The sequence below is a fragment of the Polynucleobacter sp. MG-27-Goln-C1 genome (assembly GCF_018881905.1).
Lineage (GTDB): Bacteria > Pseudomonadota > Gammaproteobacteria > Burkholderiales > Burkholderiaceae > Polynucleobacter.
In genome coordinates this window covers 1-13,799 of record NZ_JACVPM010000004.1, presented here as the reverse complement: position 1 = coordinate 13,799, position 13,799 = coordinate 1, and the positions used below count along the sequence as shown (strand labels likewise).

16 protein-coding genes are annotated in these 13,799 nt (G+C 47.1%); 9 read left to right on the top strand and 7 right to left on the bottom strand.

Going from position 1 to position 13,799, the window contains the following annotated elements; genetic code table 11:
• Positions 1–2 precede the first annotated feature (2 nt).
• Together ICN14_RS09290 and ICN14_RS09285 are read left to right on the top strand one after the other, a co-directional pair.
• A complete protein-coding gene (locus ICN14_RS09290; RefSeq protein ID WP_255536037.1) occupies positions 3–263 on the top strand; it encodes an AbrB/MazE/SpoVT family DNA-binding domain-containing protein in 261 nt (86 codons plus the stop codon).
• A gap of 5 nt (positions 264–268) precedes the next feature.
• On the top strand, positions 269–589 hold the full coding sequence (locus ICN14_RS09285) for a type II toxin-antitoxin system PemK/MazF family toxin (protein WP_216226272.1): 321 nt from the start codon (positions 269–271) through the stop codon (positions 587–589).
• A gap of 8 nt (positions 590–597) precedes the next feature.
• Here ICN14_RS09285 and ICN14_RS09280 read toward each other — a convergent pair whose 3' ends face one another.
• The 4 genes from ICN14_RS09280 to ICN14_RS09265 form a co-directional block, all read right to left on the bottom strand.
• A complete protein-coding gene (locus ICN14_RS09280; RefSeq protein ID WP_216226191.1) occupies positions 598–2,187 on the bottom strand; it encodes a gamma-glutamyltransferase family protein in 1,590 nt (529 codons plus the stop codon).
• 47 nt (positions 2,188–2,234) lie between these two features.
• Positions 2,235–3,227, bottom strand: coding sequence for a tripartite tricarboxylate transporter substrate binding protein (locus ICN14_RS09275; RefSeq protein WP_216226190.1), 993 nt, complete (start codon positions 3,225–3,227; stop codon positions 2,235–2,237).
• Between the two features lie 171 nt (positions 3,228–3,398).
• Positions 3,399–4,124, bottom strand: a complete 726-nt coding sequence (locus ICN14_RS09270; RefSeq protein WP_216226189.1) for an LrgB family protein — start codon at positions 4,122–4,124, stop codon at positions 3,399–3,401.
• Positions 4,121–4,474 (bottom strand): CidA/LrgA family protein, encoded by a 354-nt coding sequence (locus ICN14_RS09265; RefSeq protein WP_216226188.1) that lies wholly within the window; start codon positions 4,472–4,474, stop codon positions 4,121–4,123. The genes ICN14_RS09270 and ICN14_RS09265 overlap by 4 nt, the downstream gene beginning before the upstream one ends.
• 132 nt (positions 4,475–4,606) lie before the next feature.
• Here ICN14_RS09265 and ICN14_RS09260 point away from each other — a divergent pair, with 132 nt between their 5' ends.
• The 6 genes from ICN14_RS09260 to soxA are packed head-to-tail and all read left to right on the top strand — an operon-like array spanning position 4,607 to position 9,359.
• On the top strand, positions 4,607–5,056 hold the full coding sequence (locus ICN14_RS09260; protein WP_216226187.1) for a (2Fe-2S)-binding protein: 450 nt from the start codon (positions 4,607–4,609) through the stop codon (positions 5,054–5,056).
• Positions 5,057–5,065: 9 nt separating this feature from the next.
• Positions 5,066–7,297 (top strand): xanthine dehydrogenase family protein molybdopterin-binding subunit, encoded by a 2,232-nt coding sequence (locus ICN14_RS09255; RefSeq protein WP_216226186.1) that lies wholly within the window; start codon positions 5,066–5,068, stop codon positions 7,295–7,297.
• 15 nt (positions 7,298–7,312) lie between these two features.
• A complete protein-coding gene (soxX, locus tag ICN14_RS09250; protein ID WP_216226185.1) occupies positions 7,313–7,762 on the top strand; it encodes a sulfur oxidation c-type cytochrome SoxX in 450 nt (149 codons plus the stop codon).
• Between the two features lie 18 nt (positions 7,763–7,780).
• Positions 7,781–8,251: a SoxY-related AACIE arm protein gene (locus ICN14_RS09245; protein WP_255536035.1), complete on the top strand. Its 471-nt coding sequence runs from the start codon at positions 7,781–7,783 to the stop codon at positions 8,249–8,251.
• On the top strand, positions 8,248–8,577 hold the full coding sequence (locus ICN14_RS09240; protein ID WP_216179369.1) for a thiosulfate oxidation carrier complex protein SoxZ: 330 nt from the start codon (positions 8,248–8,250) through the stop codon (positions 8,575–8,577). Before ICN14_RS09245 ends, ICN14_RS09240 begins: the two co-directional genes overlap by 4 nt.
• Entirely contained in the window at positions 8,574–9,359 is a 786-nt protein-coding gene (soxA, locus tag ICN14_RS09235) for a sulfur oxidation c-type cytochrome SoxA (RefSeq protein WP_370624841.1), read from the top strand. Before ICN14_RS09240 ends, soxA begins: the two co-directional genes overlap by 4 nt.
• 8 nt (positions 9,360–9,367) lie before the next feature.
• Here soxA and purU read toward each other — a convergent pair whose 3' ends face one another.
• Entirely contained in the window at positions 9,368–10,222 is an 855-nt protein-coding gene (gene purU, locus ICN14_RS09230; protein WP_216226184.1) for a formyltetrahydrofolate deformylase, read from the bottom strand.
• A 64-nt stretch (positions 10,223–10,286) separates the two neighbouring features.
• On the opposite strand from purU, the gene ICN14_RS09225 reads away from it, so the two are divergent.
• Positions 10,287–10,619, top strand: a complete 333-nt coding sequence (locus tag ICN14_RS09225; protein ID WP_216226183.1) for a hypothetical protein — start codon at positions 10,287–10,289, stop codon at positions 10,617–10,619.
• Positions 10,620–10,682: 63 nt separating this feature from the next.
• Here ICN14_RS09225 and ICN14_RS09220 read toward each other — a convergent pair whose 3' ends face one another.
• Together ICN14_RS09220 and ICN14_RS09215 are read right to left on the bottom strand one after the other, a co-directional pair.
• A complete protein-coding gene (locus tag ICN14_RS09220; protein WP_216226182.1) occupies positions 10,683–11,090 on the bottom strand; it encodes a surface-adhesin E family protein in 408 nt (135 codons plus the stop codon).
• 71 nt (positions 11,091–11,161) lie between these two features.
• Positions 11,162–13,627 (bottom strand): penicillin acylase family protein, encoded by a 2,466-nt coding sequence (locus ICN14_RS09215; protein ID WP_216226181.1) that lies wholly within the window; start codon positions 13,625–13,627, stop codon positions 11,162–11,164.
• Between the last annotated feature and the right edge of the window lie 172 nt (positions 13,628–13,799).

The window sequence follows — 13,799 nt, the reverse complement described above, 5'->3', positions numbered from 1 at the left end:
CTATGAAAAAACAGTTGCACCTTCAAATCCGTCAAATAGGTAACTCTCGTGGAGTGGTTATTCCTAAGGCTATCCTTGAGCAGATAGGATTTGATGATCAGGCTGACTTGGTGATTGAGGGTGACAGACTTGTATTAAGTAAACCCAAAAAAAATCCCCGTGAAGGTTGGGCTGAGGATTCAAGAGTAATTGCCGAGGCTGGTGAAGACGAATTAGTGTTGGGCGACTTTATGAATGAAGCTGATGAGGATTGGGTTTGGTAAAAAGTATCGTTTCACGCGGAGATATTTGGTTAATTAATCTAGATCCAACCATGGGAAGTGAGATTAAAAAGACGCGACCATGCGTTGTTGTATCTCCGCAAGAGATGCATGATTTTTTGCGAACCGTGATTATTGCGCCAATGACCACAAAAGGAAGATCAGCATCCTATCGCGTGCCGATTACGCACGATGGAAAAAAAGGTTTAGTCCTCTTGGATCAGATTCGCACAATAGATAAGGCCCGCCTAGTCAAACGATTGGGCGCAGTCAGCAATAAAACATTGGGAGCTAGTCTCGATATATTGCAGGCAACTTTTACGCCGTAGTTGGAAATCTAGAAACCTGCCGCTAGTCCATCGCGGCGATGATCACTACCAGCAATATAAGCATCTTTAGTTTCTTCGCCCAATAGCGCAATCGCCTGAGCGCTACCAAAGTCCAAACTATTAGCTGGCATCACAGTCACTTCATGACCCATGGCTTTAAGCCCTTCAACTACTGCAGTTGGCATAGAAGCCTCTACAGTGAGTTTGCCCACATCATCGATTCTCCAGCGCGGTGCGTCTGAGCAAGCCTGTGGATTGAGATACTCATCCACAAAGCGCATCACAAACTGAATATGTCCTTGAGGTTGCATATTGCCACCCATCACACCAAATGCCATGGCCGGTTGAGCTCCTTTGGTAAGGAATGCCGGAATGATGGTGTGAAAAGGGCGCTTACCTGGTGCAACTTGATTGGGGTGGCCATCAACTAAGCTAAAGCTCATGCCGCGGTTATGGAATGCAATGCCACCTGGGGCAACAACACCTGAACCAAAGCCTTTGAAATTGGACTGAATATAAGAAATCATCATGCCGGATTGATCGGCAGCACAGAGATAAACAGTGCCACCAGCATGGGGATCTCCGGCGCCATAGCTGCCCGCTTGATTGTGATTAATCAGTGCAGCACGACTAGCCAAGTAATCTCTATCAAGCAATGCGCTAGTAGGCACCTTCATCGAACTGGCATCGGATACGTGGGCATAGGCATCAGCAAAGGCAATACGCATGGCTTCTACTTGCAGATGAATACGCTGCGCTGAGTTGGCTGGGTATTGTTTGACATTGGCAGCTTGCAAAATACCGAGGGCCATTTGTGCGACGATGCCAGAACCGTTGGGGGGAATTTCATGGAGAGTATAGTCACCATAATCAAAAGCTAAAGGCTCAACCCATTCGGTTTGATTATTGGCAAAGTCAGCCATGGTGAAACAACCACCAGTGCTTTGAGCAAAGTCAACCATGCTTTGAGCTAACTTGCCGGTGTAGAAAGATTCACCTTCTGTGTCAGCGATTTCGCGAAGCGTTTTAGCTTGCGCTGGATAGCGCCAAATTTGGCCAGCAGTAGGAGCCTTGCCATCTATTAAAAATGAATCAGTAAACCCCGGTTGATTTTTCAGAATCGGAATCGCTTCACGCCATTGACGAGCAATGACGGGTGAAACTGGAAAGCCATTTTCCGCATAGTCAATTGCGCGCTTAAAGAGTTGCGCAAAAGGCAGCTTGCCAAACTTGCGAGATAACTCAATCCATCCTGAAACCATGCCTGGCACGGTTACTGTATTCCAGCCAATTAAATCCATTGCTGCCTTGCCAGAAAAGTACTCTGGAGTCCAAGCTGCTGGAGCACGACCAGAGGCGTTCATGCCATGGAGTTTCTTGCCATCCCAGATGAGTGCAAAGCCATCACCACCAAGGCCATTCATAGTGGGCTCAACCACGGTTAGTGTGATTGCTGTAGCTAAAGCTGCATCAACCGCATTGCCACCATTTTGCAAAACCTCAATACCGGCTTGAGTGGCTAAAGGTTGAGAACTAGCAACGGCATTCTTGGCTAAGACTGGGGCGCGACCGCCGCCAAAGGGTGGAGAAATCAACATGGATCTAATCTATTCAATAAAAGTGTGTGTGCAGGGTCAGTGTGTTGTCAGTCGATTTTAACGTTTGCAGATTTGACAATCTTTGCCCATTTATCTTGCTCAGATTGGGTGATGATGGCTAACTGCTCTGAATTAGCAAACTGCGGATGAATACCCTGATTTGCGAGGCGAGTTTTAAAGTCTGGATTAGTCAAAATCTTCCGAATTTCTCTTTCGAGTCTCGCCACAATTGCCGGGGAAGTTCCTTTGGGAGCGTAGATAGCATAGAGGTTTTCAACATCAAACTGTTTCATGCCATCTTGACCTAAAGTTGGAACATTAGGCATTAATGGTGAGCGCTCTGGCGCAGCAATTGCAATCGGGCGCAACTTACCACTTTGAATGTGTGGCAGTGATGCAGTAACACTATCAAACATCATGAGTGTGTTGCCAGCGATTAAATCCGGTAAGGCAAACGCGCTCCCCTTGTAAGGGATATGTGTACCAGTGGCGCCAATACGTTGCATAAATAGAGTGGCTTCCAAATGAGAGAGGCTGCCATTACCCTGAGAGGCGTAATTGAAATCACCCTTCTTGGATTTAATAAACGCAATGAGTTCCGGTAAATTTTTTGCTGGTACCGATGGGTTAACCACAATGAGGTGCGGGATGCTTCCCACCAATGCAACCGGTACAAGGTCTTTAGTTAAATCTGCTGGAGGATTTTTAAAGAGTGAATAAGAAATCGATTGATTGGTTAGTGCGCTAAAGAGAAGGGTATAGCCATCGGGCGAAGCCTTAGCCGCCGCGCCTAGCGCAATCATTCCGCCTGCACCAGGCTTGTTGTCAATAACTACTGCTTGACCTAGGGCCTCACCAAGAGGAACGCCAATTGATCTGGCAAACACATCGGTAGAGCCACCGGCAGGAAAGGGCAAGATAGCTACGATGGGTTTCTTAGGCCAATCAGCATCTGATGCAGCCACTATTGAAGTGCAGATACCAGTTGCCAAGAGCGCTCCTATTAGGATTTGGCCAAGTCGGTATTGAATTGTTTTCATGTCAGTGTTCTTTGGTGTTGGGTAAAAAAGGGGTGCTAATAAAGTCAGCTTAAAGCAAGCTCGTGTTTTTGCTCTGAGTTATGGGGCTAATAAGGGGGCTAATAAGGGAGCAGATGAGCCTTCTTGGTGCACTGCGCCCAACTATATCCCTATAAAGTTGCATTAGCTTTGTTAATTAAAGACGTGATGCAGAATCGGAATGGCTACTGCGCTGATAACACCATTCATACCCATAGCAAGACTGGCATAGGTGCCTGCCTCTGGGTGGATGCTAAATGCACGTGAGGTGCCAATACCGTGCGCGCCAATACCGATTGCAAAGCCACGCTGCCACCAGGCTTTCATGCCTAGCGCATTCAAAATAAACGGCGCCAAAATAGCCCCAAGAATTCCGGTAGTGACAGCAAAGATCGCCGTTAAGGTTGGAGATACGCCAATCCGCTCAGCAATACCCATGGCAATTGGTGCGGTAACAGACTTCGGATACATCGCACCAGTAATGCTAGAGTCCGCCCCGAATAATTTAGCAATATTTACAGCGCTAATAATTGATATCAGACCACCCGCAAGTAAAGATGCCAGTAAGGGAAGTGATCGACCCTTCAAACTACTTAAGCCTCTGTAAATAGGTATTGCCAAAGAGACTGTTGCTGAGCCCAGCAAGAAGTGAATAAATTGCGCACCTTCAAAGTAGGTGGAATAGGGCATTTCAATAAATTGAATAATGCTGGCCACCAGAATGATGGCAATTGCTACTGGGTTGGCTAAGGGATTTTGCTTGCTAGCCTTGTAAATCGTCAGACCAATTTGATACGCGGCCAAAGTAATAAAGAGCGCAAATAAAGGGCTGCCTGAGAGGTAAACCCAAATTTCGACGATGGAATGCTTTTCGTTCATTGATCAGCCTCACTGGGCTTTGCACTCAAAAAGCGGACAACGACTGCGCTAGTGCCAATCGTCAAAATCACACTGGCGACCAAGGCGCTCACAATGGCTAAGGCATTTGCCTTGAGTTGGGGTAGAAATAGCACTACCCCCACGGCTGCCGGCACAAATAAAAGCCCAAGGTACTGGCTAAAGCCGTCTGCCACCATGGCGAGCTCATGATTGATTCCCTTGCGCAAAACCAGCCAAATAATCAGTAGCACTAAGCCGATAACAGGGCCTGGAAGGGTGGGTAGAGCGAACTTGGAGACTAGCTCACCCAGGCTTTGGAATAGGAGGATTTGGACAAGGCCGGAGATCATCGTCTGATCTTACTGCTCCGCAATATATGTTGCATAGCAATAAATTATTTCTTGGTTAAGATAAACACAACAAAAGCAGGGTCTTTATCTGATGGATGAGACTTCATTACAAGAACACTAAGGAGAGCGCTCATGGCTGACTTAAACGTCAACGGTAAAAAGTACAAGGTGGATGTTGATCCAGAAACCCCTTTGTTGTGGGTGATACGAGATCACGTTGGTTTGACGGGCACTAAATATGGTTGTGGTGTTGGTCAATGCGGCGCATGTACAGTACTTTTTGAAGGCCAGGCAATTCGTAGTTGCATGATTCCAGTGAGCGCAGCTGAGGGCAAGAAAATTGAAACCATCGAGAGCTTGGAAAAAAATGGCCAACTCTCAAAAGTGCAAAAAGCATGGGTCGACAATCAGGTGCCGCAATGTGGCTACTGCCAGTCTGGGATGGTGATGGCAACTACCGCCTTATTGCGTAATACTCCAAAACCGACTGATGCTCAGATTGACGCTGCAGTAACGAATATCTGCCGTTGCGGAACCTTCCAACAAGTGCGTGATGCTATTCATGCTGTGAGCAAGGCATAAGGGGCAATCATGACTAAAACTATTAATACAGAAACTACAAACAACTCTCGTCGCCACTTTATTGTTGGATCTAGTGCTATTGCAACTGGATTGGCAATTGGCTTTGATCTATCGTTCATCTCTGCAGCAAACGCTGCAATGGGAACTGGCACAACATCGATGGCGCCTCTAGCGACACCAGAGATCGGTGTTTGGGTGGTTGTGAAGCCAAATGACGATATCGTTGTGCGCATCGTGCGCTCTGAGATGGGCCAAGGAACTATTACTGGCTTAGCCCAGATGGTTGCAGAAGAATTGCAATGCGACTGGAAAAAAGTCTCCTATGAATATCCATCACCAGCTGATAGTCTGAAGCGTAAGCAGGCCTGGGGTAGTTACTCTACTGGCGGCAGTCGCGGTATTCGTACTTCTGAACAGTATGTTCGTAAGGGTGGCGCAGCTGCTCGCATCATGCTGGTTCAAGCTGCAGCAAATCAATGGAATGTTCCTGCATCAGAGTGTGTTGCTAAAGATAGCGTGATTACACACACACCATCTGGTCGTAAAACAACTTTCGGAAAAGTATCTGTTGCCGCTTCTCAGTTAGAAGTACCAAAAGAAGTTCCATTGAAGGATCCTAAAGAGTGGACTTTGATTGGTAAGTCAGTGAACCGTATTGATGGTGTTGCCGATAAGGTCACTGGTAAGCAGATCTACGCCATTGACCTGAAGTTGCCTGGCATGTTAGTTGCAACTATTCAGGAGAGCCCTGTATTTGGTGGCAAGGTCAAGAGCTATGATGCCCTTAAAGCCTCTGGCATGAAGGGTGTGAAGAAGGTTGTTCAAGTGGGTGACTCTGCAGTAGCTGTAGTTGCAGAAACCTTTTGGCAGGCCAAGATGGGCATGGATGCAGTCAATATTATTTGGGATAACGGTGCTAATGGCGATGTATCTAGCGCTTCCATTAAGAAGATGTTGGAAGAAGGTCTTACTGCAAATGATGCATTTGTGGGCAACTCCAATGGCGATGCTAGTGAAGCGATGTCTAAAGCCTCCAAAACCATTGAAGCAACTTATTTCTATCCATTTTTGAATCATGCAACTCTAGAGCCACAAACTGCAACTGCAAAGTGGACTCCAGATTCTTGTGAGGCATGGGTTCCTACGCAGGATGGTGAAGCTACGCTTGCGGCTGTGATTGCAGCCTCTGGTTTGCCTGCAGAAAAATGTAATGCTTACAAGGTAAATCTTGGCGGTGGATTTGGTCGTCGTGGTGCTTTCCAGGATTACACAACCCAAGCAGTCAACATTGCTAAGCAAATGCCAGGCACTCCAATCAAATTGATTTGGACTCGTGCAGAAGATATGACGCAGGGCCGCTATCACCCAATCATGATGTGCAAAATGACTGCGTCCTTAGATGATAAGAAAAACATCACTGGTCTCAATATGCGTTTGTCGGGCCAATCTATTTTGGCGGCTGTGCGACCAGCAGTAGTTGCTGCCAATAAAGGTAAAGATCCTTTGGTGTTCCAGGGCTTAGATCCGACAGGTGAGCATGGCATTACCTACAGCTTCCCCAATCTGATGATTGATCATGCAATGCGTAATACACATGTGCCACCAGGTTTCTGGCGCGGTGTTAACGTCAACCAAAACGCCGTTTTCATGGAAACGTTTATGGATGAAATGGCTGAAGCAGCCGGCATGGACGCAGTAGAGTTCCGTCGCAAGCATATGGAGAAATATCCTCGTGCTGTTGCCGTTCTGAATGCGGTAGCTGATGGTATTGGTTGGACTAAGCCTGCCAAACCTGGTGTGTTCCGCGGCCTTGCGCAGATGCGTTCATTCGGTAGTTATGTTGCCGCTGCTTGCGAGCTCTCCGTAACCAATGGCAATGAGGTAAAAATTCATCGCATTGTGGCTGCAACGGATCCAGGTTATGTTGTTAACCCTGCACAGGTTGCTCGTCAAGTTTCAGGTTCATTTGTATACGGCTTGTCCGCTCTCTTTGAAGAAGAAATTACGATTGAGAAGGGCGCAGTCGTGCAGAAGAACTTTGATACCTTCAACTCTATTCGCTTGTCTCAGATGCCTAAGGTAGAAACCATCATCATCCAAGGTGGCGGTAAGGACTGGGGTGGCGTTGGTGAGCCAACGATTGCGGTTGCAGCACCAGCTGTTCTGAATGCGATCTACCGTGCGACAGGTAAGCGCTTGCGCACTGTTCCATTGAAAAATAGTGGCATCAAGTTGGTTTAAGCGAGGCAAGCAGGAATGAGGCGAACGCTAGCAGCAGTATTGCTAGGGACATTAACTCTTTTCCTGCCTTCCTCAGCATTCTCGCAAACCTGGGTGGGGGATTCGATTGTGAATCCCCTTACTTCTTCTCCGGGTGATGTTCCTAGGGGGCGTGCCATCGTGGTTAGTCGTCAAGTGGGCTTATGTTTGTTGTGTCACAGCGGGCCATTTCCGGAGGAGCGCTTTCAGGGCAATCTAGCGCCAGATTTGAGTGCCAGCGTGGGCCATTCCACCCCAGCTCAATTACGGGCGCGCTTAGTGGACCCGGGTCGCTTTAATCCAACGAGCATCATGCCTGCGTACTACCGTACTACTGGATTAAATCGGGTGGCTCCTAAGTTTGTCGATCAAACCATTCTCACTGGTCAAGAGATTGAGGATGTTGTCGCCTTCCTAGTTAGCCTTCAATCTAAACCCCTTCAATAACTCAGCAAAGATGACGAAATGAATATGACGGAATTAAAGCTAAGTCGACGTACGTACTTATCTGTACTTGGTCTTTTAGGTATTTCAAGTTGGATAGCTCCGAGTTTGACTATGGCTAAAAAGCCAGAAGCAATGGAAGCAATTGCAAAAATTGTTGGCTCAAACTCCATTCGAGATGGTCGAGTGAAGTTGGTAATTCCACCTTTGGTGGAAAGTGGCAACTTAGTGGTGCTTAAGCTGTCTATAGAGAGCCCGATGACGGCAAATGATTATGTGAAAGCAGTGCATGTGATTGCAGAAGGTAATCCACTGCCCAATATTTTTACTGCGTATTTCACGCCCCGATCTGGTCGCGCTGAGTTAACTACTCGTGTGAGATTAGCTGACTCGCAAAGGGTATGGGCAGTTGCCCAAATGAGTGATGGCAGTTTTTGGCAAGGCTATGCTGATACCTTGGTAACCCTTTCTGCATGTACGGAGTTGGTATGAGCAAGACCTCCCGCACCGGCATCACCATGCCAACTCAAGCAAAAAAAGATTCTATTATTGAGATTCGGGCAATTGCGCAGCACGATATGGAAACGGGCTATCGCTATTCCGAGGATGGCAAGCGGATACCCCGCGACATCATTCGCTTTTTTACTTGCCAGTACAACGGTGAGGAAGTGTTCAGGGCGGATTTTTATCCTGGCATTGGTGCCAACCCTCTGATCATCTTTACAACCGTGGCAGTGGCCTCAGGAACGCTCGAGTTCAAATGGGTGGGGGATGATGGTTATGAAGCGGTAAATCAAGCGCAAATTACCGTCTCGTGAGTCTTTTGATTTTCTGCTGTCGCTTATTGCCGGTATTGGCAATCCTGATTGGAGTCGATTCCAGCCTAGCGCTTGAACCCCCGAAGGATGCTCAGCAATCTAGCTATCAGCTGATGACTCCAGAGAATCAAGCAATGCAAGATGATCCCAATCTCAACCCTGCCATGTTTTGGGTGATGGATGGTCATAGCCTCTGGAAAGAAAAAGCTGGCAAACAAAATGTTTCTTGCGCATCTTGCCACGGCGATAGCGGTCAGAAGATGGCTGGAGTGGCAGTGCAGTTCCCCAAGGTGCAAAAAGGAAAGTTACAGACCTTAGAGGGGCAAATCAATCAATGCCGTACATCAAAGCAGGGGGCCTCTGCACTCGCTTATGAGAGCAAGGAGCTCCTGGCATTAACGACATTTGTAGCAACCCAATCTAAAGGTTTGCCGATTGCCATTAAAGAAACGCCTCAGAATAAAAAAGACTTACAGCAAGGTCGTCTGTTCTTTAATGAAAGAGTGGGTCAGCTGAACTTATCTTGCGCCCAATGTCACCAAGATCGTGCTGGATTAAAGTTGGGGGGAAGTCTCATTCCTCAGGGGCATCCAAATGCTTACCCAATTTATCGCATCGAATGGCAGACTATGGGATCTTTGCAGAGACGCCTGCGTAACTGTATGAGTGGGGTGCGTGCCAAGCAGTTTGAATACGGCTCGCAAGAGATGGCTCAGCTAGAGTTGTTCCTGATGTGGAGGGCAAGAGGAATGCCCCTGGAAACCCCAGGGGTCCGCCCTTAAGGTACAGCTTAGTCTGAGAAGACTACAGAAGTAGCGCCGTTAATCAAAACACGGTCATGCAAGTAATAGCGAAGGGCGCGTGACAGCACGGTACGCTCTAAATCTCGGCCTTTACGAACCAAGTCTTCAGGAGTGTCACCATGGGTAACGCGCGTGACGTCTTGCTCAATGATTGGACCCTCGTCCAAATCGCTAGTAACAAAGTGTGCTGTTGCACCAATCAATTTAATGCCACGGGCATGGGCTTGATGGTAAGGCTTGGCACCTTTAAAGCTTGGTAAGAATGAGTGGTGCACATTAATGCAGCGCCCGGATAACTTGGTAGATAAATCATCTGAAAGAATCTGCATGTAGCGTGCCAAGATCACCATATCTACTTTTGAATCAGCAACAATTTCCAAGAGCTTTGCTTCTTGTGCTGGCTTGGTCTCTGCTGTGACTGGCAGGTGATAGAACGGGATATCTGCAAAATCAATGATGGAGTAAACCTCACGCGGATGATTAGAAACGATTCCACAAATAATCATTGGCAATTCACCGATGCGCCAGCGATACAGTAAATCTACGAGGCAATGATCCAGCTTGGAGGCCATGATCAATACACGTTTTAAATCTTTTACAGCACGTAAATCCCAAGTGAGGTCAAAGCGTTTAGCGATTTCTACAAAGCCCGCTCTCAGAGTTTTACTATCGGCACTGCAGCTAAAGCTCACACGCATGAAGAAGCGTTTAGAAGCTTTGTCATCGAATTGCTGAGCTTCTTCAATGTCGCCACCCAATTCAAAGATATAGGTTGAAACGGCAGCAACAATGCCTGGTCGATTAGGGCAGGTTAGCGTGAGGTAGTAATTTTCTGTAGTCATGGTTTCAATAGGAAAAAGGATTGCTTAACAAAGGTAATTTTAGACTGCTTATTTAGAAGCGGGGATGCTATCCGCTAGCCCTGGATATGGCTCGCTCATATCTTTGATTGTGGGAACGGGAATATCCGAGCAAATAGGCTTTGGTCCTAAGGCATTCAAGAAATTGCAATCTTGCTTAGTTGCTGCCGAAGCTGCGTGTTCAAGAGGAGATTTTCCGGTAGTTACCGTGGAGATCGTGCTAGCCGCTGTTGAAGGGTTGGCTACCGCTACGGATACGGCGGCAGTTCCAGCTGAGCTAGCCACGCTAGTAGCAGAACTTCCCAAGGCCATTAAGGGTGCTGCGCATCCGGTTAAATTGAGGCAGAGAAAGATGCCTCCAAAAATAACCCCCCAATAAAAGCAAAAAGCAGACCAGTCCGATAGGCTTGGTCTGCTGAGCTGACTAGTCAAAAGGCGCTGATTATTTGCGCTGGCAGACAACGTTAAATACTCCAGCCGCCCAAGATTCATTTACAACGGGCTCAAATTCACTATTGGGAGTTTTATTATCCGAAACTAATTTGCCAGTACCTTTTTTACCTGCAAACTCTTTGTACTCGATTGGGCGATAGCTAATGGCCGGACAGTTATATTCATTAATGCCAATGATTGAGCTAACAGGCTGTTTAGTCTTTGGATTCACGCCAGGTTTTTTGAAATCTAGCATTGACATAATTTGTGCTTTTTCACCTAAGTCGCTAATCGTATCCAGATCTACATAAACCACCATGACTTCATTGGATCCCAATTCTTTCCAGGCAGCAAAGCTACTGGAGAGGGGTAATAAGGTAAGGGCAGTAAGGATGGTGAGTGCGTGTATTTTTTTCATAATCGGTAACGTTGTCATTAAATGGGTTAAACCCAATCAGGGTCTGTACCCACCATTCTAAACTCCCCAGCTTATTTTTCCTTAATATTCAGATCCAGTTGCCGGCCAATCTTTTGGGGTTTCATTTGCAAGGGGAGGTATTCATTGCGAGCCCAGAGTGCGCTCATGTTTCGGTAAAGCTTATTCTGTACCCAGCCAGATTGTCCAGTTTGGTAAATAAAGAGGGATTGCTCTAAATCAGAGAGGTCATAGAGCGTCCGCAGACTGGGGGCCTGTTTAGTTTCAAAAGGATTGTCGGCTCTGAGGAGTTCGAGGCGCCCCACGTTGATGCTAAAGCTATCCCCAGGAAAAGGCTGCGTCAAATTGAAGAGGCTTCCAAGGAATGGAACCTTGCTTAAAGGACGATGTTCAGAGACGGCAATATGGGCATTACCCCAAACCCAATTTTTAGGATTATTACCAAACTGCGCGCTCAGTTGCTCTAGTGCCTTATCAAATGCCGCATTTGAGGCTTCAGCACAACTCTCGTTTTGTTCGGTTAGGGGGTCGTTGCACCAAGGACTATTAGGATTTTGTAATTGCAATATCAAAGACTGTCTAAAGTTACGTGCACCATAATTTTCTGTGAACAAATACCCTAAACGCGCAAAAAGTTTGCGTGATAGCTGGTCGGCCCAGGCATTAAATATGAGAGCGCCAGTGCTGTCGATTTTCATATCGCCATCAAAGTTTCTGCTGAGCTCGATAGCTTGCTGCGCGAGAGGATGTTTTGACTGGGCGGACTTAAATAGTTCTAGTAATGGTGTGGCACCCAAGGAGAGGGTGTCAGCCTGCATGGATTTCATGGAGGCAAGATCGTGTACTGACTTGCCTTTAATGAGATCCACAATACGGTCGTAGCGGGTTGGTAGATCCCAATCACCAGTCAATGGGTTTGGATCATTATTGGCCAATATTTTTTGGTTTGCTGTGGCAATCCAGTTTGCATCGGGGTTGGTGCTATTGGGTAGTTGATCAAAAGGAACATAGCTAGTCCAGTCATATTGCTTCTCCCAGCCGAGTGCTGGTGCTACCCCATAGAGCCCTTGATGTAAGGTGCGCTTAGGAGCAACACCGGCCGCCTGAAACGAAATATTTCCATCTACGTCTGCCATCACGACGTTTTGCATTGGCGCATAGTTTTTGCGTAGTGCTTGCTTGAATGTATCCAAATCTTTGGCGTGATTCATATCGAGCAAACCAGCAACGGATTGATTCTCAACATCCAATGCAGTCCAGCGCAATGCTAAGACAAAGCGATCAGTATCAATTGCGCGTTTTGCTCGTGCGTAGGATTCGGAGATCACTGGACCATGCCGAGTCTCTTTGACTAAGAAGCGCAGGGGAGGTTCACCTTTGATATCAATGATTTCTTGACGTACTTTGAAGGCAAGCGGACCATCTGGTCCGCGATAGACACCAGGATTTTTAGGGTCAAGCTGTTCAATATATAAATCTTGTACGTCAGGACCGGTATTCGTAAAGCTCCAAGCAAATTTATCGGTTCTACCTAGAACTACCGCCGGAATGCCGGGAAGAGTTGCTCCAATGACGTTGATGCCCGGAGCTTCCAAGTGAGCCATATACCAAATCGCAGGCGCTGATAAGCCAAGATGTGGGTCGTTGGCCAACAAGGGCTTGCCAGAGCTTGTCAGTTTCCCGCTGAGCGCCCAATTATTGGATCCAATACCGTCTTTGCCGCCTGGCACTTCATTGATGGCCAACTCAGTTGCAGGCAACTTCTTCGACTTTTGATCTCGAGCGAGTGGATTTGGATTAAAGACATTGATATCCCGATACATTTTGGCAAAGTCAACATTACTCACTGGTTCGCCAGGCGTGTATGCCGGCATGACTTCCCATACTTCCTTCGTTGTTAAAAACTGCGAGAGTTCGAGACGTTGCAATTCTTTATGCCAGTTACCTCCAAGATCCAGCGCCATCATTAACATCCATGCCACGCTATCCGTAGGCGACCAATGACCTGGTTTGGAGCCGGTTAAAAAATATTCCACTGGTAAGGCCCAACCTAAGTGAGCATTGCCAGCATTCACTCCATCCGCATAGGATTGCAGCAATCGTTTGGTAGCGATAGGGTAGCGATCAAACTGCTTTTCAGCAGCATGCTTAATGCCTAAGGTGCGAATAAAGCGATCAATGGCTACAGTTTCTTTACCAAGAATTTCAGAGAGTCGACCGCTAGATAGGCGACGATTAATTTCCATTTGCCAGGAACGCTCGCTAGCATGCAAATAGCCCAAAGCAAATAGCGCATCAGAAGAGCTCTTTGCCTGAATATGAGGAATGTCACTCTCATCAAAGGTGATGGCAACCGAATCCCCCAGGGATTTGATAATCCGCTTGCCAGAAGGATTGGTTTGGGCTGAGACTAAGTAGAAGACTCCGGCTGCAATGATCAATACCAAAGTCGCAGAACCAAGCCAAAAGATGGCTTTAAATAGGGTTTTAAGACCTGAGCTCGGCGTAGGAATTTTCATGGGAATAGTTTAGTGGGTTTGCCATAACGTGAGCCCAAGCGAGATGAAAACAGGCTTCCAGTCTCCAAGTGGCCCCACATGCTAAAATTTTGCTTGTCTTGATTTATTTAGTACGGCTTTATTGCTCGTGCGAGCCCGAGTGGTGAAATCGGTAGACACAGCAGATTTAAAA

Bases quoted from the DNA above. Each gene is read 5' to 3' on its own strand.
- ICN14_RS09280 (WP_216226191.1), bottom strand. From the start codon at position 2,187: ATGTTGATTTCTCCACCCTTTGGCGGCGGTCGCGCCCCAGTCTTAGCC.
- soxX (WP_216226185.1), top strand. From the start codon at position 7,313: ATGAGGCGAACGCTAGCAGCAGTATTGCTAGGGACATTAACTCTTTTC.
- ICN14_RS09270 (WP_216226189.1), bottom strand. From the start codon at position 4,124: ATGAACGAAAAGCATTCCATCGTCGAAATTTGGGTTTACCTCTCAGGC.
- ICN14_RS09225 (WP_216226183.1), top strand. From the start codon at position 10,287: ATGCTATCCGCTAGCCCTGGATATGGCTCGCTCATATCTTTGATTGTG.
- ICN14_RS09240 (WP_216179369.1), top strand. From the start codon at position 8,248: ATGAGCAAGACCTCCCGCACCGGCATCACCATGCCAACTCAAGCAAAA.
- ICN14_RS09265 (WP_216226188.1), bottom strand. From the start codon at position 4,474: ATGATCTCCGGCCTTGTCCAAATCCTCCTATTCCAAAGCCTGGGTGAG.
- purU (WP_216226184.1), bottom strand. From the start codon at position 10,222: ATGACTACAGAAAATTACTACCTCACGCTAACCTGCCCTAATCGACCA.
- ICN14_RS09255 (WP_216226186.1), top strand. From the start codon at position 5,066: ATGACTAAAACTATTAATACAGAAACTACAAACAACTCTCGTCGCCAC.
- ICN14_RS09275 (WP_216226190.1), bottom strand. From the start codon at position 3,227: ATGAAAACAATTCAATACCGACTTGGCCAAATCCTAATAGGAGCGCTC.
- ICN14_RS09260 (WP_216226187.1), top strand. From the start codon at position 4,607: ATGGCTGACTTAAACGTCAACGGTAAAAAGTACAAGGTGGATGTTGAT.
- ICN14_RS09220 (WP_216226182.1), bottom strand. From the start codon at position 11,090: ATGAAAAAAATACACGCACTCACCATCCTTACTGCCCTTACCTTATTA.
- ICN14_RS09290 (WP_255536037.1), top strand. From the start codon at position 3: ATGAAAAAACAGTTGCACCTTCAAATCCGTCAAATAGGTAACTCTCGT.
- ICN14_RS09245 (WP_255536035.1), top strand. From the start codon at position 7,781: ATGAATATGACGGAATTAAAGCTAAGTCGACGTACGTACTTATCTGTA.
- ICN14_RS09215 (WP_216226181.1), bottom strand. From the start codon at position 13,627: ATGAAAATTCCTACGCCGAGCTCAGGTCTTAAAACCCTATTTAAAGCC.